Origin of the sequence: Protofrankia coriariae, assembly GCF_001017755.1 — a bacterium.
GTDB classification, from domain to species: Bacteria; Actinomycetota; Actinomycetes; order Frankiales; family Frankiaceae; genus Protofrankia; species Protofrankia coriariae.
This window is the reverse complement of record NZ_JWIO01000005.1, coordinates 21,440-40,685: the sequence shown is the minus strand read 5'-3', so window position 1 is coordinate 40,685 and position 19,246 is coordinate 21,440. Positions and strand designations below refer to the sequence as shown.

The window sequence follows — 19,246 nt, the reverse complement described above, 5'->3', positions numbered from 1 at the left end:
GACGCCGAGCCGGCCGGTCTGTCGGTCGGTCTGTCGGCCGGCAGACCGACCGACAGGGTGGGCGACGGGAGGGCTGCCGAGACGGACCGCAGCGGCCGGGCCCGCGGCGGGCGCCAGGGAGAGACGCACGGTATACCGCCCGTCGGAGCGCCCACCGAGGTCAGCCGGCCGGCGTCGAGGACGATCCGGCGGTGCGCCCGCCGTGCCTCCGCCGGGTGGTGGGTCACATGGACGACCGCGACCCCCTCCTCGTCGGGCAGCCGCGCCAGCAGGTCGGTGAGCTGGTCACGGCCTTCGGCGTCCACCATGGCGGTGGACTCGTCGGAGACGAGCAGCCGGGGTGCCCGCGCGAGCGCGGCCGCGACCGCCAGCCGTTGGAGCTGCCCACCGGAGAGCGTGGCGGTTTCGCGGTCGGCGACGTTCGCGAGCCCGACCCGCTCCAGCAGGGTCTCCACGTCGACCGTGGCGCCGCCGTCGGGCAGGCCCCAGACGACGTCGTCGCGGACCCGGACTCCCAGGACCTGTGACTCCGGCCGTTGGAAGATCATGGCGGTGCCGCCGGTGCGGCCCAGCGCGCAGTCGCCGGGCCGCAGTACCTGCCCATCGGTGGGATGCCAGCCGCTGATGATCCGGGCGAGCGTCGACTTCCCCGAACCGTTGCCGCCGACGATAGCCACGAACTCGGCCGGCCGGATCGTCAGCGACACGTCCCGCAGCGCATCCCGCGTCACATGAGGGTAGCGGTAGGTGACGGATTCCAGGCGGACGGGCAGCGGATGTGGCGACTGCTCCACCGGCGGCGGTTCCGGATGCCCCTGACCTGCCGGCTTCCGGCGCGCCGACGCCGCTGCCGGCGCCCATATGGGCGCGTTCGGGTGGTCGGACCGGGCTTCCGGCGCGCCGACGGCGAGCCGGCGCAGCACCGGGCGGGTGACCACGGCCGCGGCGAGCACATTGCCGGCGGTGTTGGCCAGCAGCGCGATCGGCAGCAGCACCCACCAGTGCACCGCGCCCCACCGGACGAGCGCGTCCGCGGTACCCAGACCCGGACTGTCCGGGTCGACACCGACGCGGACGAGGCTGCTGCGGGCCCCGTCCCAGCTGTTGACGATTTCGGCGAGCACCAGCGCCCGTAGATCGGTGAGCACGCAGAACAGCGCGTTCATGCCGAGCGCCACCGGCGCCCACAGCGTGACGAGACCGACCGCCGTGGTGCGCACAAGACCCCAGCGGCGGCGGTGCGCGATGCCCAGCAGCGTGCCGATCATCATGCAGGACGTGATCGTGATCGCGAAGCCGGTGCCGCCGATGAGGACGGCCACCGCCAGCGCCGCGACCATCGCCGTCCAGGCCGCCCGCAGCCGCCATCGGGCGGCAAGCGTCGCCGCGGGAACCGTCGCGACGATCGTGAGCAGCCAGCCGAAGGGAAGAAAGCGCGTGACCAGACAGATCGCGATCACCAGATCGACCAGGAGCGCGGCCTCGACGATCTCCACCGTGCGCAGCCGCTGCCGGGCCCGCGGCGTCCCGGTTGGCTGCGTCACCCCGGCGGCAGCGGCGGGCACGGAGCCGGCGGGCGAGGAGCCGATGGGCGCTGAGCCGATGGGCGCGGAACCGATGGGCGCTGAACCGATGGGCGCGGAACGGGTGGGTGGGGAGCCGGCCGTGGGCGGGTCGGACAAGGTGGTCACCGTCAGCTCTCCGGTCCGGTGGTGCTCTCGTCGGTGATCGTGACCGGGCAGGTGCGTCCGGTGGACAGTTGCGGCGTCACCGTGGTGAGCGGGGAACGCGCCCGCTCCCCGCCTGGTTCCCGCTGGTCCCTGGCTGGTTCCCACGGGCCCACCTGCCGCTCCACTCATCCACCCGCTCCCATGCGTGCCGCACCGGACATCCAACTGTCGCATGGAACCTGCGGGGTGTCCGAACCGCCCGGCCTGAAGCCCGGGCCGCCTGCGACAAAGATCATGGATGCTCTGTGTCGTCCACGCGGACGGCCGTGGATGGTAGGGAAACGTACGCCTGCGGGTAACCCGCCCACGGACCGAACCGTCGACCGCTGACCGCCACCAGAGGACGCCCGGTCGGCACTGCCACTCCGGTCGGCACTGCCATCGGTACCGCCACATCAGCGCTGCCAACGGCATCGTCGGCAGGCGGCCTGGCGACACGATACCCACCATCGGCCTCGACACCACATGCCCCGGGCGGTCGGGATGCCCCGGGCGGTCGGGATGCCCCGGCGCCGGGCAGCGCCGAAGCCGGCCCGTGCCGCCGTGGCGCTTCTGCCGGGCAGCGCTTCCACCCGGAGATGGTCATTGCTGTCGGGAGATGACCGTCTCCGGGTGGGCCCGGGCCGGACGGCCCGGGCACGTGGCCACCGCACCGCTCACGTCAACCGCGGTGCTCCCATTTCAGGTGCTCATTTCAACGGACGGAAGGAGGGGGGTTGCAGGGCGGACGGCTGCGCCGTGTACACGGCCAGGGTCTGGGCGAGGTTGGTCGGGTCGACACCGATGGCGTGCATGCTGCGGGCGAGATCGTCCATCACCACCAGGGCGTGGTGCAACAGCACCTCGGCGATGCCCACGGGCCGCTGGACCGCCTGCCGGAACGCGTTGGCGATTTCGGCGTCCCCGGTCAGCGCGGCCAGCGCGCCGACGCGGATCCGCTCACTGAGCGACTCCCACACCTGTTCGGAAAGGGGTGCCTGCGCGCCGCGCCACACCCCGCGGTAGGTCAACGACCGGATGACCATGTGGGGCTGTTCACCGGTTCGCAGATGCAGGGTCACCGCCCACATCGCCAGCAACCAGCCCAGCGACTGCAGGAGGCGCACGGCGTCGACCCGCAGGCAGGTGGCCAGGGCCGCCTCCGCCTCCTGGCGGGTGGTCGCGTTCACCCACGCCTGGACCAGGCGTTCGGCTTCCACGATGTCGGTGATGTCGAGTTCAGGGGTGCATGGTCGTACGACCGCGGCAGCTCGTTGCGAATCGGTGTCGACCAATGCGAGGGCACCGACATCGTGCAGCGTCTGCCAGGAAAGTCCCGCTGGCGCCATGGCCGATACGGTAATCGCCCGTTCGTCCGTTGGGTCCGTTTATAACGCAGCTCACCTAACTTTCTTCACTGCTTCGGCTGCTTCCGATCGCCAATGCTGCTGGTGTAACCGTATGAACCGTTCCAGGTCATTGAAACGTCTAACGTATTAATTTGAAATGTCAAAGTAGCAAAGGGCGGTACATCATAATTTTTGTGCTCGGAGCCGCGGGACGTGTTCCGGCCGGCCTCGCCCCACACCCTGGCCGGCCCGCCTGATTCCGTACCGGTGCCCGCCCGCCGCCGGTACGGGGTCTGGCGCGGGTATGGCCACGATGGGGAGGACGGCGCACGATGGACGTCGTGAGTCGGGGAACCCTGCGGGTCTACCTCGGTGCGGCGCCGGGCGTGGGCAAGACGTTCGCCGCCCTTGACGAGGCGCACCGGCGTCGGGACCGGGGCACCGACGTGGTCGTCGGCTTCGTCGAGACCCATGGCCGTCCCAGGACAGCCGCACTGCTCGACGGGCTGGAGGTCGTCCCGCGCCAGGAGATCTCCTACCGTGGCTCGACGTTCACCGAGATGGACGTCGACGCCGTGCTCGCGCGCCGGCCCGCGGTCGCGGTCGTCGACGAACTCGCGCACACCAACGTCCCCGGCAGCCGTAACGCGAAGCGCTGGCAGGATGTCCAGGAGCTCCTCGACGCGGGCATCGACGTCATCTCCAACGTCAACATCCAGCACATGGAGTCGCTCAACGACGTGGTCGAGACGATCACCGGGGTGGCGCAACGGGAGACGGTGCCCGATGATGTCGTCCGCCAGGCAGATCAGGTGGAACTGGTCGACATGGCGCCGGAGGCGCTGCGCCGGCGGATGGCCCACGGCAACATCTACGCCCCCGAGAAGATCGACGCGGCGCTGTCGAACTACTTCCGGGTGGGCAACCTCACCGCACTGCGGGAGCTCGCGTTACTGTGGGTAGCGGACAAGGTTGACGAACAGCTCGACCGGTACCGGGCCGAACACGGGATATCCGGCACCTGGGAGACCCGGGAGCGGGTCGTTGTCGCCCTCACCGGCGGGCCCGAGGGCGACANCCGGCGGGCCCGAGGGCGACACGCTGATCCGCCGGGCGGTCCGGATCGCCGACCGCGGCAAGGGCGCCGACCTGCTCGCGGTGCACGTCGCCCGCTCCGACGGGCTGACCGGGGCGAACCCCCGGGCGCTGGCCCGCCAGCGGGCGCTGGTGGAAGACCTCGGCGGTACCTACCACCACGTCATCGGCGACGACGTCCCGGCCGCGCTGCTGGACTTCGCCCGCGCGGAGAATGCCACCCAGCTGGTGCTCGGGGCCAGTCGGCGGGGACGCTTCGCCCAGGTGCTCAGCCCCGGGATCGGCGTCACCACCACGAAACTGTCCGGGTCGATCGACGTCCACATGGTCACCCACGAGGAGGCCGGCCGGGGATGGCGCCTGCCGCGCCGCGCCCACGGGCTGCGGCCCCGGCGCCGGCTGATCGCGACCGCGATGGCCGCGATCGTCCTGCCGCTGCTGACGATCGGGCTCGCGAACTCCCGGGGCTCGCTCAACGTGACCACCGACGTCCTTGTCTACCTGCTGGCGGTGGTGGTCACCGCGCTGGTGGGCGGGTTCTGGCCGGCGCTGCTCACCGCGGTCGCCAGCTCTCTGCTACTGAACTACTACTTCTTCGCCGCCCACCACCGCTGGACGATAGCGGAACGTAACAATGTCTTTGCGCTGGTCGCCTTCGTCCTCGTTGGGATCATGGTCAGCAGGGTGGTCGACCTTGCCGCCCGCCGGTACACCCAGGCGGTGCGGGCCTCCGCCGAGGCCGCCACCCTGTCGGTGCTCGCCGGCAGCGTCCTGCGTGGTGAGGACGCGCTGCCGGCCCTGCTCGAACGGGTCCGGGAGACGTTCGGGATGACGGCCGCGACCCTCCTCGAGCGCACGGACGACAGCAGGCAGAGCGGGCCCGGCACGCGGAACGAGCAGAACGAGCGAAACACGCGAAACGCGCGGAACGGGCAGAACGCGCGGAGCGGCGGGGGAGCGGGTGCCGCGCGGACAGCCACCGCCGCGGACGCTGACAGGCCGCTGCTCCCGGGCGGCCGTGGCTGGCGTGCCGTCCACAGCGTGGGCCTCGACCCGTGCACGCGCCCCGAGGAGGGCGACGTGGACGTGCCGGTCGGCGACAACCTCGCCCTGGTGCTACGCGGACGCCCACTGCCGGCCGCGGATCGCCGGATACTCGCCGCGTTCGCCGTGCAGGCCGCGCTCGCCCTTGAGCAGCGCCGGCTCGCCGAGGCCGCCGCCGAAGCCGGGCCGCTGGCCGAGGCGGACCGGGTGCGCACCGCCCTGCTGGCCGCGGTCAGCCACGACCTGCGCTCACCGCTGGCCTCGGCCCGGGCGGCCGTCACGAGCCTGCGCAGCCGGGACGTCACCTGGACGCCGGACGAACAGGCGGAGCTGCTGGCCACCGCCGACGAGTCCATGGACCGGCTCACCCGGCTCGTCGACAACCTGCTGGACATGAGCCGGCTGCAGGCCGGCGTGCTCAGCGTCTTCCCCCGCCAGACCGGTCTCGACGACGTCGTCCCGCACGCCCTCGACGAGCTCGGGCCGCCCGGGCGGACGGTGGAGATCCAGGTGCCGGACGGCCTGCCCGACATCTACGCCGACCCCACGCTGCTGGAGCGGATCGTGGTCAACCTCGCCGCCAACGCCCTGCGCCACTCCCCGGCGGGGACCCATCCCGTCATCACCGCGAGCGCGCTGGAGGACAGGGTCGAGCTGCGGGTCATCGACCGTGGGCCTGGTATCCCGGCGGAGAACCGGGACCGGGTCTTCCAGCCGTTCCAGCGCCTCGGCGACCGGGACAACACCACCGGCGTCGGGCTCGGCCTCGCTCTCTCCCGCGGACTGGCCGAGGCCATGGGCGGCTCCCTCGTCACCGACGACACCCCCGGCGGCGGGCTCACGATGGTTCTGACCCTGCCTGCCGCCTGGTCCGTCCAGCACCCGGTCCCCGCCGCTCCTCCCAGCGGGTGATCTGGGATTTCAGGCCGGTTCCAAACCGCCTCGCCGTGTGCGTGGGCAGTTGGCGCGGGTGTTTCCGTCAGGGGCTGGCCGGGCGGTTGAAGACGGGCGGACGGCGCTGCAGGAAGGCGTCGATGCCCTCGGACAGGTCGGGGCCGTGGTGCAGCGCCGCCACACTCCAGTAGCTGGTCGTCATCGCGGTGGCGAGATCGACCTGCCAGGTCGAGCGCAGCGCCTGCTTGGTCGCCTCGACGGCCCGCCAGGACTTCGCCGCGATCTTCGAGGCCAGCTCGACGGCGGCCGGGATCAGCTCGTCGGGCTCGACCACCCGGTTGACCAGCCCGATCTCGAGCGCGCGGGCGGCGTCGAGCAGCTCGCCGGTCAGGGCCAGTTCGGCCGCGAGGCCGGAGCCGAGGAGCCTGGGCAGGAACCACGTCCCGCCGTTGCCGGGCGGCAGCCCGATGTTGATGTAGGTCTCGCCCAGCCTGGCCGCTGTCGAGGCGATCCGCAGGTCGCAGGCCAGGGCGAGATCGAGCCCGCCCGCAGTGGCGCCGCCGTTGATCGCCGCTATCGTCGGCAGCCGCGAGGCGACGACCCGCTGGGTGACCGGGAAGAGCACCCGGGCGTTGTAGGGCTCCTGCTCGACGGCGAGCCGGTGGTCGATGTACTCCCGCATCGCCTTCAGGTCGGCGCCGGCGGAGAACTGCCGGCCGGCACCGGTGAGGACCAGGCAGCGCACCGTGCGGTCGGCCTCGAGCGTCGTCAGCGCCGCCAGCAGGTCGCGGACGAGCTCCGGCACGACGCCGTTGCCGCGCTCCGGACGATTGAGTGTCACCACCACGACCCCGTCGGCCACCCGTTCGTGGAAAAGGGTCTCCAGATCGACTCGCTTGCCCATTGTCAGGCCGCCTTCTCAAGGATGGTCGCGACCGCGGCCGCGTAGGTACCCGCCAGCCAGCCGCCGGCGTTCACAGCCATGCCCACCCGGGCCCCCTCGACCTGCCGGCCGCCGGCCCGTCCGGTGAGCTGGTCGTAGATCTCGACGAGCTGCGCGCAGCCCGTCGCCCCGATGGGATGCCCGCGGCTGAGCAGCCCGCCGCTGACGTTCACCGGCAGCCGCCCCCCGATGGCGGTGGCGCCGGAGCGCACGAGCAGGTGCCCCTCGCCGGGCGCGCACAGGCCGATGTCGGCGTACTGGAGGATCTCCGCGGGCGCGGCGGCGTCGTGCAGCTCGAGCACGTCGAGGTCGTCGGGCCCGAGGCCGGCGTCGTCGAACGCCGCGCCCACGGCGACGGCCACCGGCTGCGAGCCGGGCCCGGCACCGGCGGCGAGGCGGGTCGCGCGTATCTCGCACCCGGCCCGATCCAGCCGCTGGGCGTAGCTGTCCGAGCACAGCACGACGGCGGCGGCTCCGTCCGTCGTCGGAGAGCACATCGGCAGGGTCAGCGGGTCGACGATCACGCGCCCGGCCAGCACCTCCTCGACGGTCTGCGGCTTCTGGAACTGGGCCAGCGGGTTGAGCGAGGCGTGCCGACGGTTCTTGACCGCGACCGCGGCGAGATCGGCGACCGTCGCGCCGTACTCGGCCAGGTACTTCCTGGCCTCCTGGGCGTAGACGTCGACGAACACGGAGTTCGTGGCCGGCCCGTCCGTCGCGGGGGAGACGGCCGACACGTCGGTGGCTCCCTGCAGGGCGTCGAAGGCCCGGGACCTCTCGGTGTGCGAGAGCTTCTCGACACCGATGACCAGCGCCACGTCGCAGCGACCGGACAGGATGGCCTCGAACGCCAGGTTGGCGGCCGAACTGCTGGACGCGCAGGCGTTCTCGACGTTGACCAGGGGAACCCCGGCCAGGTCGGTGCCCTGCAGCGCCACCTGCCCGCGGATCATCTCCTGCCCGGACACCAGGCCCGCGGCCGCGTTGCCGGAGAAGACGCGCTGCACGTCGGACGCGGTGATCCCCGCATCCTTCAGCGCGAGATCGACGACCTCCTCGACCATGGCCCGCTCACCGCGGTGCACATCCCGTCCGAAGCGGATCATACCGACACCGATGATCCGTACCTTGCCCATGATGAGCGCACCCTTTCTCGCCGGTCAGGCTGGCCGGTCAGCCCTGCCGGTCAGCGTCGCCGGTTCTGTCCAACGTCCGCGCCGGCGAAATACCGGCCCGCGGTTTCCGGACCGCCGCGGACCGGCACGGGGCGGGCGGAAATCCCGGATTCTCAGTCGGCCCGGCGGAACCAGGGAACGGGCCGGCGCGCGATTTCGGCGGCGTCCGCGCCGTGGAACTCGACCCGGCCGTCACAGGAATAGCCGCTCCACTCGCCGTCGGGGTCGGGCCACAGCCGGCCGAGCAGCTGAACACCGTCGTCGAGTTTGACGACACCGACCGCGTAGGGAAGGTCGTTCTCGAATCCGCTGGGCGGCCCCAACCGCTGTACCGCGAAGCTGTGCAGCACACCCCTGCCGGACGACGGGACCCAGCTCAGGTCTGTTTCGTAACAGAACGGGCAGAGATGACGGGGGTACATGATGTTGTGATTGCACGCCTTACAGTGCTGGACGACGAGTTCACCGCGTTTCAGGGCCTCGTAATACGGATCCGTGAGCGCTTCCATGCCGGTCTCGGTCACCGGGTCACCCCCTCCAGCAGCAGTACCTGGCTGTCCATGTAGGTCCCGCCGGTGCCGCCGCAGACCGCCCGGGTGGCGTCGGCTACCTGGCGTTCGGGGCCTGCCCTGCCGAGCAGTTGGCGTACCCCTTCCGCCAGCAGCGCGCTGCCGCCGCCGACCCCGGTGTGGCCGGCGGACAGCAGCCCNCCGGCGGACAGCAGCCCGCCGTTGGTGTTGACCGGCAGCCGTCCGCCCGGTGAGAACTCGCCGCTGGCGAACATCCGGGCCGCCTCGTGCTTCGGCGCGAGCCCGAGCCCTTCGAGGCCGCTGGTGAGCACTGCGGCGTAGGAGTCGTAGACCTCGGCGAGATCCGCGTCCGACGGGCCCCAGCCGGCCTGCTCGTACGCGTCCACCCCGGCCTTCGCCCAGCCGAGCACGGCGAGGTCGGCCTCCTGGCCGATGCTGTAGTGGGAGACGCAGCCGCCGGATCCGGCGATGCGCACCCATGCGTCCCTACCGGCGCGGCGGGCGTTCTCGGCACTGGTCATGACGAACGCGACGGCCCCGTCGGCCAGCATGGGGCACTCGAGTGCGTGCAGCGGGTCGGTCACCATCTTCGAGTTCAGTACCTGGTCGACGGTGAGCGTCCTGTCCCTGTACATCGCGTTGGGGTTCAGCCGGGACCACTCGCGCAGCGCCACGCAGACCGACGCCATGTCCGCCGCGGTGGAGCCGCTCGCGGCCATGTAACGACATGTGATGAGTGCTCCCACGGCGTTGAACGTCAGCCCGGAGAGCTTCTCCCACTCGCGGGGGATGCCGTTGGCGGTGAGCATGTCGATCATCTCGCCGACCGGCGCGGAGCCCCACTTCTCGGACTGCACGATCAGGATGTTGCGCGCGTGCCCGCTGGCGATCAGCCCCGCGGCGGAACGGATCGTGTTGTCGCTGGTGGATCCGCCGGAGTGCAGCATGAAGCTGCTCTTGGCCCGCCCGTGCAGCCCCAGTTCCTCGACGAGCCGTGAGAAGATCAGATCAGCCTGGTCCGCGAAGGAGTGCAGGCACGGGATCAGCAGGATGGTGTCGATGTCGGGCACGGTGAGCCCGGCGTCGCGGACCGCGGCGACCGCGGCATGCACGAGCTGCCCCATGAACGGGCGGTCCGGGTACCGCCCGGACGGCAGTTCACCGAGACCGACGAAAACGGCCTCCTCCGGCGAGCCGCGGTCGGGAAGGGCGCTCGGCGCGGCATCGGAAGCGGGATCACTGTCAGGCACCGTTGTTCTCCACGGGTGGCCGGCGGCGGGCGAGCAGGACCATGCGGAACTGCATGACCTCCTCGTCCTTCTGGTTGATGACGCTGTAGTCGAGGCGCAGCGTCCCGTATCTGGCGTTGTTGCCGGTCTCGCTCTCGACGACCTTCGCGTGCACCTGGAGCGTGTCGCCCGGATGCACAGGCGCCAGCGCACGCAGGTGCTGGCACTCCAGGAAGGCCACGATCGCTTCGCCGAGGAAGCCCGAGAGCGCGACGAGCCCCACCGCGAAGCCGAAGGTGAGCGGGCCGTGCGCGATACGGCCGCCGAAGCGGGTGGTGCGGCCGTACTCCTCGTCGACGTGCAACGGGTAGTGGTCCCCGGTCAGACCGGCGAAGGTGGTGATGTCTCCGATGTCGACGGTGCGGCCGGGGGTGCGCACGGCATCCCCGACGGCGAAGTCCTCGAAGTACCGCCTGAGACGGTTGAAACCGGAGAGCGTCGTGCTGCTCATAGCGACAGCGCGGCGAGCGCCTCGTGGACGAGGCCCAGGCTGAGTTGTTCGTGCATGAGCCGCTTGAGCTCGCGGGTCAGCGCCACCCGGGTGTAGCGGCGGGCCAGCGGTGGCTTGGCCGCGATGTTCTCGGCGATCTCGCGCGCGCGGGGGAGGACCTGCTCGGCCGGGAGCACCTCGTTGACCACGCCGTAGTCCAGCGCCTGGTGGGCGTCGAGCTCCTGGCCGGTGAGCAGGAAGTAGCGGCCGCGCTGCGGCCCGAGCACGTGCGTCCATGTCACGTGCGCCCCGTCACCGGGGACGATGCCCGACGGGAAATGCGGGGAGTCCCGGAACGTGGTGGTGTCCGCGGCGATCGTGATGTCGGACAGGACCGGTATCTCCGGATGGATGGTGGCCGGGCCGTTGATAGCGGCTATCACCGGAACCTCGATGTCGAGCAGGTTGTTCAGCAGCCGCTGGCCCTCGAAGATTATCTGCGACCAGTCGATCGCGGTCGAGAGGCTGAAACTCGAGAAGTCGATCTCCGAGCAGAACGAGTCGCCGGCGCCGGTGATGATGACAACCTTGTTCTCGGGATCGCAGGCGACGTCGGCGAAGCAGTAGGCCAGCTCGTCGTGGGCATTGGACGTCCACACCAGGCTCTTTCCCTCGCTGTGGACGGTCAGTTCTAAGATTCCGTCTTTGCGTTCGAGGCGGATGTTCTGGTATTTCTTCGCGTAGTCGTCCAATAGCGGGGTGATATATGCCATGATTTTTACCCTTTCCGAAACAATTGTTTGTTCAACATTAGCAGGGGTGCCGCGTGCCCACAAGCGAGGTGTTCCGTGAACCCGGATCCCGTACGGAGCGGAGCACGGGGCCTCCCGGCTGCGGCCGCGCCGGCCGGCGGTGCGCGGTGCGTCGTCGGGCGGTCCGTTTTCAGGGCGGGTGCGGCGAGCCCGGTGCCGATTGCCGGCGGTCCGGCGTCCACAGCTGGGTCGTCGACACCGTGACCTCGACGGACTCGACGCCGGGGAGCGCGGTCAGGACATCGGTGATGTAACGCTTCAGGCCGGAGAAGTGCACACAGGAGGTGTCGGTGAGGACGAGCACCACCCGCACGTTCCCCGCGCGGCACTCGATCTCGTCGACCAGCCCCATCTCGCAGATGTCGATCGGCGTACGCATGAGCAGGCCGCACGGCTCGGGGACCGAGCGCAGCGCCTCGCGGATCCGCTCCTCGGCGGGTGCCGCCGTCTCCGTGCGGTTCACAGGACCCCCGATCCGCTCCGTCGGCTCCGCGCCGCGCCGTCGTCCCCGTTCCTCGGAGGACGACTGTGCGCACGCCCTGCCCGGCGGCTCATCCTCGTACCGCTGTCGTGCCCGTGCGTAGCTGTCCCCAGGGCCGGGCCACGCCGCGCAGGCGCTCGCGGGCGAACTCGTCGTCCGCGACGCGGCTGGTAACGGTGGCTGCCTCGAGGCCGAGCAGGCGCAGCGCGTTCCCGCCGAGGATCCTGCGGCGGTCCTCGGCGGTCAACTGGGGATAGCCGTGCTCGGCCACCAGGTCGTCCGGCAGCTCATAACCGTCGAACGCGGCCAGCAGCGGAGCCGGGTGGGAGAGGTTGGAGCCGCTGCCGAACAGCAGCTGGTCGGCGCCGCAGGCCCGCAGCAGGGTGCCGAGGATCCTGGCGAACACGAGCGGCCTGACCACCACGTAGGCGAACACGGACTCGAGGGTCGCGTAGAGGTTGCGGTGCCGGCGCAGCAGTGTCGCGGTCTCCTCGAGGAAGGCCGCGCCCGCGTGCACCACGTGGAAGTTGATGTCGGGGAACCGTTCCAGCGGGAGATTCAGGTCGTCGAGGCTGAAGGCGCTGCGCGGGGCGGGTGGCAGCCACAGTGCCTTGTGCACCGCGACGTTGCGGATGCCGAGGTCGCGGGCGGCTTCCAGTAGCGGGGTGGCGTAGTCGGCGTCGTCGAGCCGCCAGCCCCTGCCGACATCGTCGTAGAAGAAGGCGGGATACAGCTTCAGCCCGTCGACACCGAACTGGGTGACCTGCTGTTCCAGCTGGGTGATGGCGGCGTCGGTGATCGGGGTGTCGACCGTGGCGAACAGCCGGAACCGGTCGGGGTAGCGGTCCCGGAACGCCGCGGCGCGTTCGGGCGCGGTCACGTGGCCGCGGGCGAATCCGAGGTTGGGCAGCGCGTGGATGACCGCGAGGTCGACCGGGCTCTCGACGAACAGCGAGTCGGCGATCGCCTCGAAGGGGAAGTCGGAGAAGAACTCGTCGTGGGTGAGCAGGTACTCGGGACGGTTCTGGTCGGTCGCGAGGACGTGCGCGCCATAGACCGCCTCGAGCTGATCGCGGGCCTTGGGGTTCTGGTTCGCCGGGGCGAGGTTGTAGGGATGCACCACGGCATCCACCACGACGGCTCCGTCGATCATTGTCGCCCTCCGATACAAACAACTGTTTGTTGCAAGGTTTCCATGGTGGTGCCCGCCCGTCAACCGAGCGACCCTCGGACGCGGCCTACGCGCCGGGGCCCGTCGGCCGGATGCTGGCGTACTCCAGCGCCCACCAGACCTCGACGAGGGCGTCCGTGTCGGCGAGGTCGGCGCCGGTGATCGTCTGATATCGCTCCAGTCGGTAACGCACCGTGTTTTCGTGGATCGACAGTGCCCGTGCGACCGCTGCCACCGACCGACGTTCGCGCAGGTAGCTCTGCACGGTCTCGAGTATCTCGGCCGACGCGCTTCCGCTCCGGCCGCTCAGGCGGGTGATGTAACGACGGAACAGCTGTTCGCCGAGTTCGCCCTGCTGCTCGACCGCGGCCCGTACCGACAGCGAGGAGCTGTCCACGACACCGGTACGGCGGTAGCGCACGGCGACATTGAGCACCCGGGTGGCCTCGGCGAACGCCTGCGGGACACCGGTGAGCGTCACCGGCCCGGCAACCGCGATCACGGCGTCGTCGTACGGGACGGGGCGGATCGCGCTGATCCCCACCACGTCGTCGTCGAACATGGTGATCAGCGGCCGGAAGCCCGCGCCGATGCCGGCCGACTCCAGCTGCCGGATCAGTCGCTGCACCCCGTCCGGGCGCTGCCGGCAGCGCAGCACCCAGTACTCCCGGTCGGGCAGGATGCCGTGTATCGCGCCGCCCTCGACAAGCTCGGCGGGGTCGACTCCGCCGGTGAGGATGCGGTGCAGAAACGCCATCCGGTGGCGCTCGTCGCGACGGGCGGCGTCGATCTCCACCTGCTGGCGCGCGGAAACCAGGACGCTGCTGAAGCGGTCCGTGAGGTCCCACAGCTGCCGGGCCCCGGTGAGCACGGCCCACGGGTCGGCCCCGGCCGCCACCGCCTCCTCGATGAACGCGTCGCGCAGCACACTGAGCACCCTGCGGTATGCCTCGACGACGTCCTCGGAAGGGATGCCCTGTAACGCCCTGCGCTGGCCGGAGGCCCGCTCGTCCTCCTCGATCTCCGAAGGTAGCTGGTCGCGCCGCTCGAGGACCGCGACGACCCGGGCGACGTTGCGTCGGCACGACCGGCGAAGGTCGTCGTCGGGCACCCGGTCGTAGGAACGCAGCGTCCGAAGCGCGCTCAGCTGTCGTTCGACCAGATCGTCGGTGCGTTGGCGAAGCCGCTGCGCGGTCGTGACCAGCAGACTGCCACTGGCGTCAGGCATCGGCACCACCTCGATCTTGGAGAAGGCTCCTAATACTGGTCCCCGTTTTTCATGGATTCTCCATATCCCCGGACGTGCCGTGTTTCCTAGTCTCATCGCTATGGCTGACGGCGATCAGATCACGGCGGCCCAGGTCCTCTGGGATGCCGCCCGGCGGCATCCCGACCGGCCCTGCCTGACCGATCTCGACGATGCCGTCGGTGCCACCACGTCGACCTACGCGCAGCTGGTCGAACGCGTCGCCGCGGTGGCCGGCGGACTGCTCGGGCTCGGTCTTGAGCCCGGCGACCGGGTCGCGCTGCTGCTCCACAACAGCCACGCGTACGTCCAGGCGTATCTCGGTGCCACGGCGGGCGGGCTGGTCGCCGTCCCCCTCAACGTCCGGCTGACGCCCGCGGACTACCTGCACATGCTGACCGACTCGGGAAGCCGGGTGCTGGTGACCACCAGCGAGTTCAGCGACCGGCTCCCGGATCCGTCGCGGCTGCCCGGGCTGACGATCGTGTACGCCGACGCGCGGGACGACGCGGATTCCGGGCTGACGGCGCTGGCCGCCCGCGCCGAACCGCTTGCGCGGCCGGTCGCGCGGGCCGATGGTGACCCCGCGAGCCTGATGTACACCAGCGGCACGACCGGCTCACCGAAAGCGGTCGTCCTCAGTCACCGTTCCTGGCTCAGCATCGCCGAGACCGCGGTGCGGGTGCTCGGGCTCGGCGACGACGAGGTCACGCTGCACGTTGCTCCCCTGACGCACGGGGCGGGCTTCCTGCTCCTGCCCACGCTGCTGCTCGGCGGCCACAGTCTGCTGTGCCACTCCTACGACGCCGGGCGTGCCCTGCGCCTGCTCACCGAGCACGGCGTCACCGGGATGTTCATGGTGCCATCGATGATCAGAATGTTGCTGGACGCGCGGCCGCCGGACTGGACGGTTCCGGCCTCGTTGCGCCGGCTCTACTACGCGGGCTCCCCGATCGACCCGGAGACCATGCGGGAGGCGACGGAGGTCTTCGCCGGGCGTCTGATCCAGTCGTTTGCCCAGATGGAATCACCGATGTTCTTCACGGTTCTCGACCAGAAGGACCATCTGCACGCGCTGGGGAATCTTGATTCGCCGCTGGTCCGTTCGGCGGGGCGGGTGCTTCCCGGGGTCGAGCTGCGCATCGTCGACGACGCGGGGGCGACCCTGCCCGACGGTGCGGCCGGGGAGATCGTGGCGCGCGCTCCCCAGACCATGAGCGGGTACTGGGGCCGCCCCGCGGACACCGCGCGGACGATGGCCGGCGGCTGGCTGCACACCGGCGACATCGGCTACCTCGACGGCGACGGCTATCTGTACATCGTCGACCGGAAGAAGGACATGATCGTAACCGGTGGGTCGAACGTCTATGCCCGTGAAGTGGAGGACGTGCTTGTCGATCTGCCGGGGGTGAAGGACGCGGCCGTGATCGGGCTGCCACACCGGATCTGGGGCGAGGCGGTGACCGCCGTACTGGTGTCGGCGAACGACAGCCGTGACAGCGACGCGGTGCTGGCCGCATGCCGGACGAGGCTGGCCGGCTACCGGGTGCCGAAGCGGGTGGTGTGGGTGGAGTCGCTCCCGCGCAACGCCTACGGCAAGGTCCTCAAGCGGCAGCTGCGCGAACAGTTCTCCGGATCGGGGTGATGCCGGCGGGCGGTCATTTCTGTAGTCCGATCAGAGCGTTGTCGGCGAGGACCTCGCTGAGCGCCTCGGGGCTGAGCGGGCCGGTGGGGGAGTACCACTCCGTCGCCGAGTTCAGCATGCCTATCAGGGCGAGCACGGCGATGCGGGGATTGCTGAGGTCCCGGAACTCTCCGGAGCTGATGCCGTCGTTCAGGATTCTGCTGAAGAGCTCCTCGTAGCGCTGCCGCATCAGGATGACGCGTTCTTTGTGCTCGGAGCTCAGGTAGGTCCACTGGTGGAAGCTCACCCGCGTCTGCTCGAGGGCGGTCGCGAGGACCAGCATGTGCGCTTTGATCGCTTTTCGCAGTCGAATCGTTGCGGACTGTTCTGATTCCGCTATCGGCGCGATGGCGTCCAGATAGCTTCGGATGCCCCGTTCGACAATTTTGATCAGCAGGTCTTCCTTGCTGTTTATGTGGACGTACAGGCTGCCGGGCAGGATTCCGACCGCGTCGCTGATGTCCCGCATCCCGACGACCGGATACGTCCTCTCGCCGAACAGGCGGATGGCCTCCCGCTCGATGAGCTCGGCCGACACGGGCCCCGATGCCGCTCGAGTGCCGCGTTCCCGCTGCCTGGTCACCCGTAGTTCCCGCTGCTTAGCCACCCGTGCGCCTCCCCGAAGTCCTGATCCAGATCCGATCGTACGGTCGCGTCGATCCAATATCGCCGGAGAACTGGAAAAATTGTCCGTCTTGTCCGTTTCACAAACAGTCAAAACGGTCATTTGGTACCGATGATGTGACCTATTCAACAAACAATTGTTTCGCCGATCTGTCCCTCGCAGGGGATGACGATCGCGAACGACAGGATCCCCCCTCCGACAGGTTGCGCTCGTGGCGACCATCGTGGTTTCGTAGCGTTTACTGTATGTCGAGCGGGCCGGTTCCGATACGTGGCTGACCGTCTTCTACGGGTGAACGCCGGCTCTTCAGCCCGCATCCGTCGCATGGCGTGCGCGGCACGTTGGGTATCCGACCTGTGCGCCGGAGGCGCCGTGCCCGAACGCGCCTCCGGCTGTCGATCTTCCTCGACTGAGCTGCCCCGGCGCTTCCTCGACGCCGTCCCGCTGGTTCGGCAGACGGTGGCAGGTCTGTTGTCAGGCCCGTCGGATCAGCCCGCTTCCGCCGCGGCCGCGATGGTCGCGCCCGTCAGCCCGGCGCTGGTGAACGACGTGAAGCGGCGCGAACGGAACCGCCAGCGGCCCTCGGAACGAGCGAACTCGTCGTGATAGCGGCCGATGACGACGAGCCGTACCGCGTCCGCGTCGATGCTTATGACCTGCACGTACGCGCTGCCCGAGGCGCCGGTGGCCGAAGGCTCCACAACCACCGAGGAAACGAGATGCCGGCTGCCCGCTCCCCGGGCCGCAACGCCGCGGACCAGCTCCGCCAGCGCGGCCCGGCCGTGCACCGGCTCAGCGTCGTCGCGTACGAAGATCCCGTCGTCGGTGAACAGGTCCGCGAGGTCCTCCGGGCTGTTGTCGTCGAAGGCGTGCGTGTACTGCGCGTACAGCTCGATGATTTCCTGGCGGGCGGCGGCGTCGAGCTCGTGGGCGACGGTCATCGGAGGACCTCCCTGACGGTGGTGGATTCCTGGGCCGCGCGCAGCTCCTTGCGGCTACGCAGGAACTGGCGAGGGTTGTTGACGGCGAACACACCGCTGACCCGGCCCTCGGCGAGAAAGTGCCCGACGAACGAGTCGGCGGCCATGTCACCCGCCACCACGACGAACTCGCTGCCGGCGTCGGCCCGGCCGGCGAACTGTAGCCGCAGCCCGAGCTGATCCGACCAGAAGAACCCGTCGTCGAGCAGGTTCGGAGCGGGCAGGCCGAGCAGCGTGTGCGCGGCGCGCCGGGCGCTGTTTCCCGCGGCGGTCCAGTGCCCGACGGGGACGAGGCCGTGCTCGGTGCGATGACAGACGACGTCTCCCGCGCCGAACACGTCCGGCGCGTCCGTCCGCCCGGCCAGGTCGCACACGAGGCCGTCGGCGACTTCCAGACCGGCCTCGGCGAGCCAGCCGACATCGCGTACGACCCCCACGCCGACAACGACGGCATCCGCGTCGAGCACCGACCCGTCGGAGAGCCTGAGCCGTTCGCCGCCGTCCGGCGCGGCCCCCGCGGCGGCGACGGTCACCCCGCAGCGGAACTCGACGCCGTGTGCCCTGTGCCGCGCCTGCAGCCAGTCCGCGACCAGCGGGCCCACCGCGCCCAGCAGCGGCGCGGGCTGGGCCTCGATCACCGTCACCGCGCAGCCTCGCGCGCGCGCCGTCGCGGCGACCTCCAGGCCGATGAACCCACCGCCGATCACCGCGATCCGCCGCCCGTCGCGCAGCACGGCCGCCAGCCTGCGGGCGTCGGCGGCGGTGCGCAGCGCGAACGCCGCCGTGCGGCCGGTGACAGCGTCCAGCGGCCGCGCCTGGGCGCCGGTGGCGATCACAAGCCGGTCGTAGGGGACCACCGGCCCGCCAGCGACAGCCACCGTGTGGGCCACGGTGTCCAGCGCGATGACGGGCCGGCCGAGCTCAAGCTCGATCCCCAGAGCGCGGTAGTCGGACGGGCCGAGAAGACGGATGGCATCGTCCGGCAGCGCGTCGAGCAGGTACTCCTTGGACAGCGGGGGACGGTCGTAGGGCGGCTCCGTCTCGGCGGAGAGGATGCGCACCTCGCCGCGGTGGCCCAGGTCACGCACGCTCTGGGCGGTGCGGACGGCTGCCAGCCCGCCGCCCACGATGACGATCCGTGGGTCGCTCACACCGACCCCACCGGGGCCGGCCGGGCAGCGTCAGGCGCGGTCTGTGCAGCCTGATCTGCCTGTGCGGTCTGGGCCAGCAGGGCCACCGCCCGCTCCGCCAGCATGAACTTCTGCACCCGGCCGGTGGCCGTCACCGGGATCTCGTCCTCTTCGATGAACAGCACCGCGTCGGGGACCTTGAAGCGCGCAAGCCTGCTCGAGCAGTAGGCGACGAGTTCGTCCGGCGTGGGCCGCCCCGGGCCGGGCACGATCCAGGCGCACCCGACCTCACCCATCCGTGCGTGCGGGATCCCGACGACGTGCGCGGCTGCCACGCCCGGGTGGTCGGTGAGCACCCGTTCCACCTCGCCGGGCAGCACCAGCTCCCCGCCGCAGCGATAGGACTCCTTCTTGCGGCCGGTCAGTATCAGATAGCCCTGCTCGTCGATGCGGCCGAGGTCGCCCGTGCGCATCCACCCGTCGGGAGTGAACAGCGCCACGGTCTCCGCGGGCTTGTTGTAGTAGCCGTGGGTGACGATCGGGCCGCGGACCACCAGCTCGCCCACCTCGCCGGCCGGGATGTCCGCACCGGTCTCGGAGTGCACCGTCCGGTAGACGGCGAGCGTGCCACCGAGATCGGCGGCACCGGCGACACCCGC

At 70.4% G+C, this 19,246-nt stretch carries 18 protein-coding genes and 1 pseudogene (2 of these 19 cut by a window edge); 2 read left to right on the top strand and 17 right to left on the bottom strand.

Translation table 11 applies throughout. The features are described 5' to 3' along the window. From FrCorBMG51_RS24675 to FrCorBMG51_RS04850, 3 genes are all read right to left on the bottom strand, one after another. Nucleotides 1-1,460, bottom strand: partial view of a DUF2232 domain-containing protein gene (locus tag FrCorBMG51_RS24675; protein ID WP_476742111.1) — the 5' portion only. Its footprint begins 874 nt before the window's first position; only the first 1,460 of its 2,334 coding nucleotides appear in the window; it begins with the start codon at nt 1,458-1,460; the stop codon falls past the left edge of the window. Between the two features lie 233 nt (nt 1,461-1,693). After that, nucleotides 1,694-1,843 (bottom strand): hypothetical protein, encoded by a 150-nt coding sequence (locus FrCorBMG51_RS28925; protein WP_235433316.1) that lies wholly within the window; start codon nt 1,841-1,843, stop codon nt 1,694-1,696. A gap of 576 nt (nt 1,844-2,419) precedes the next feature. Further along, nucleotides 2,420-3,058, bottom strand: a complete 639-nt coding sequence (locus FrCorBMG51_RS04850) for a hypothetical protein (RefSeq protein ID WP_047221914.1) — start codon at nt 3,056-3,058, stop codon at nt 2,420-2,422. A gap of 332 nt (nt 3,059-3,390) precedes the next feature. Between FrCorBMG51_RS04850 and FrCorBMG51_RS04845 the strand changes: the two are divergent. Next, a pseudogene (locus FrCorBMG51_RS04845) lies at nt 3,391-6,109 on the top strand (ATP-binding protein). 67 nt (nt 6,110-6,176) lie between these two features. Here the strand turns inward: FrCorBMG51_RS04845 and FrCorBMG51_RS04840 are convergent. The 9 genes from FrCorBMG51_RS04840 to FrCorBMG51_RS04800 form a co-directional block, all read right to left on the bottom strand. Continuing rightward, nucleotides 6,177-6,995 (bottom strand): enoyl-CoA hydratase/isomerase family protein, encoded by an 819-nt coding sequence (locus tag FrCorBMG51_RS04840; RefSeq protein WP_047221913.1) that lies wholly within the window; start codon nt 6,993-6,995, stop codon nt 6,177-6,179. 2 nt (nt 6,996-6,997) lie between these two features. Beyond that, nucleotides 6,998-8,170 (bottom strand): thiolase family protein, encoded by a 1,173-nt coding sequence (locus tag FrCorBMG51_RS04835; RefSeq protein ID WP_047221912.1) that lies wholly within the window; start codon nt 8,168-8,170, stop codon nt 6,998-7,000. Nucleotides 8,171-8,322: 152 nt separating this feature from the next. Next, nucleotides 8,323-8,733 carry a Zn-ribbon domain-containing OB-fold protein gene (locus FrCorBMG51_RS04830; protein WP_200902334.1) on the bottom strand — a complete coding sequence of 137 codons (411 nt, stop codon included), beginning with the start codon at nt 8,731-8,733 and terminating at the stop codon, nt 8,323-8,325. Then, a complete protein-coding gene (locus FrCorBMG51_RS34470; RefSeq protein ID WP_476742110.1) occupies nt 8,730-9,260 on the bottom strand; it encodes a thiolase C-terminal domain-containing protein in 531 nt (176 codons plus the stop codon). Before FrCorBMG51_RS34470 ends, FrCorBMG51_RS04830 begins: the two co-directional genes overlap by 4 nt. Before the next feature lie 721 nt (nt 9,261-9,981). Continuing rightward, nucleotides 9,982-10,479 carry a MaoC/PaaZ C-terminal domain-containing protein gene (locus FrCorBMG51_RS04820; protein ID WP_013874221.1) on the bottom strand — a complete coding sequence of 166 codons (498 nt, stop codon included), beginning with the start codon at nt 10,477-10,479 and terminating at the stop codon, nt 9,982-9,984. Then, nucleotides 10,476-11,231, bottom strand: a complete 756-nt coding sequence (locus FrCorBMG51_RS04815; RefSeq protein WP_047221910.1) for an enoyl-CoA hydratase/isomerase family protein — start codon at nt 11,229-11,231, stop codon at nt 10,476-10,478. The genes FrCorBMG51_RS04820 and FrCorBMG51_RS04815 overlap by 4 nt, the downstream gene beginning before the upstream one ends. A gap of 169 nt (nt 11,232-11,400) precedes the next feature. Continuing rightward, a complete protein-coding gene (locus tag FrCorBMG51_RS04810) occupies nt 11,401-11,733 on the bottom strand; it encodes a metal-sulfur cluster assembly factor (RefSeq protein ID WP_047221909.1) in 333 nt (110 codons plus the stop codon). An 88-nt stretch (nt 11,734-11,821) separates the two neighbouring features. Then, the gene (locus tag FrCorBMG51_RS04805) at nt 11,822-12,904 is read right to left on the bottom strand and encodes an amidohydrolase family protein (RefSeq protein ID WP_047221908.1); all 1,083 of its coding nucleotides are present in this window, start codon (nt 12,902-12,904) and stop codon (nt 11,822-11,824) included. A gap of 85 nt (nt 12,905-12,989) precedes the next feature. Then, complete coding sequence (locus tag FrCorBMG51_RS04800; RefSeq protein WP_157180391.1) at nt 12,990-14,150, bottom strand: PucR family transcriptional regulator; 1,161 nt, start codon at nt 14,148-14,150, stop codon at nt 12,990-12,992. A 100-nt stretch (nt 14,151-14,250) separates the two neighbouring features. Between FrCorBMG51_RS04800 and FrCorBMG51_RS04795 the strand changes: the two genes are divergently transcribed. Beyond that, nucleotides 14,251-15,813: a class I adenylate-forming enzyme family protein gene (locus tag FrCorBMG51_RS04795; RefSeq protein WP_052914310.1), complete on the top strand. Its 1,563-nt coding sequence runs from the start codon at nt 14,251-14,253 to the stop codon at nt 15,811-15,813. 13 nt (nt 15,814-15,826) lie between these two features. Here the strand turns inward: FrCorBMG51_RS04795 and FrCorBMG51_RS04790 are convergent, their stop codons facing one another. From FrCorBMG51_RS04790 to FrCorBMG51_RS34460, 5 genes are all read right to left on the bottom strand, one after another. Next, nucleotides 15,827-16,459 (bottom strand): TetR/AcrR family transcriptional regulator, encoded by a 633-nt coding sequence (locus tag FrCorBMG51_RS04790; RefSeq protein ID WP_047221906.1) that lies wholly within the window; start codon nt 16,457-16,459, stop codon nt 15,827-15,829. A gap of 506 nt (nt 16,460-16,965) precedes the next feature. Next, complete coding sequence (locus tag FrCorBMG51_RS04785) at nt 16,966-17,418, bottom strand: nuclear transport factor 2 family protein (protein WP_052914309.1); 453 nt, start codon at nt 17,416-17,418, stop codon at nt 16,966-16,968. Further along, entirely contained in the window at nt 17,415-18,608 is a 1,194-nt protein-coding gene (locus tag FrCorBMG51_RS04780; protein WP_047221905.1) for an NAD(P)/FAD-dependent oxidoreductase, read from the bottom strand. Before FrCorBMG51_RS04780 ends, FrCorBMG51_RS04785 begins: the two co-directional genes overlap by 4 nt. After that, nucleotides 18,605-18,943, bottom strand: a complete 339-nt coding sequence (locus FrCorBMG51_RS34465; protein ID WP_200902333.1) for an AMP-binding enzyme — start codon at nt 18,941-18,943, stop codon at nt 18,605-18,607. Before FrCorBMG51_RS34465 ends, FrCorBMG51_RS04780 begins: the two co-directional genes overlap by 4 nt. Beyond that, nucleotides 18,876-19,246, bottom strand: the 3' portion of a protein-coding gene (locus FrCorBMG51_RS34460; RefSeq protein ID WP_476742109.1) for an AMP-binding protein. Its footprint extends 571 nt past the window's final position; the window shows 371 of its 942 coding nt (coding positions 572-942); its start codon lies off the right edge, out of view; the stop codon is at nt 18,876-18,878. Before FrCorBMG51_RS34460 ends, FrCorBMG51_RS34465 begins: the two co-directional genes overlap by 68 nt.

Excerpts from the sequence above, each read along its gene's own strand:
- FrCorBMG51_RS04815 (WP_047221910.1), bottom strand. The coding sequence starts at position 11,231 with ATGGCATATATCACCCCGCTATTGGACGACTACGCGAAGAAATACCAG.
- FrCorBMG51_RS04820 (WP_013874221.1), bottom strand. The coding sequence starts at position 10,479 with ATGAGCAGCACGACGCTCTCCGGTTTCAACCGTCTCAGGCGGTACTTC.
- FrCorBMG51_RS04840 (WP_047221913.1), bottom strand. The coding sequence starts at position 6,995 with ATGGGCAAGCGAGTCGATCTGGAGACCCTTTTCCACGAACGGGTGGCC.
- FrCorBMG51_RS04800 (WP_157180391.1), bottom strand. The coding sequence starts at position 14,150 with ATGCCTGACGCCAGTGGCAGTCTGCTGGTCACGACCGCGCAGCGGCTT.
- FrCorBMG51_RS04785 (WP_052914309.1), bottom strand. The coding sequence starts at position 17,418 with ATGACCGTCGCCCACGAGCTCGACGCCGCCGCCCGCCAGGAAATCATC.
- FrCorBMG51_RS04850 (WP_047221914.1), bottom strand. The coding sequence starts at position 3,058 with ATGGCGCCAGCGGGACTTTCCTGGCAGACGCTGCACGATGTCGGTGCC.
- FrCorBMG51_RS04835 (WP_047221912.1), bottom strand. The coding sequence starts at position 8,170 with ATGGGCAAGGTACGGATCATCGGTGTCGGTATGATCCGCTTCGGACGG.
- FrCorBMG51_RS04795 (WP_052914310.1), top strand. The coding sequence starts at position 14,251 with ATGGCTGACGGCGATCAGATCACGGCGGCCCAGGTCCTCTGGGATGCC.
- FrCorBMG51_RS04805 (WP_047221908.1), bottom strand. The coding sequence starts at position 12,904 with ATGATCGACGGAGCCGTCGTGGTGGATGCCGTGGTGCATCCCTACAAC.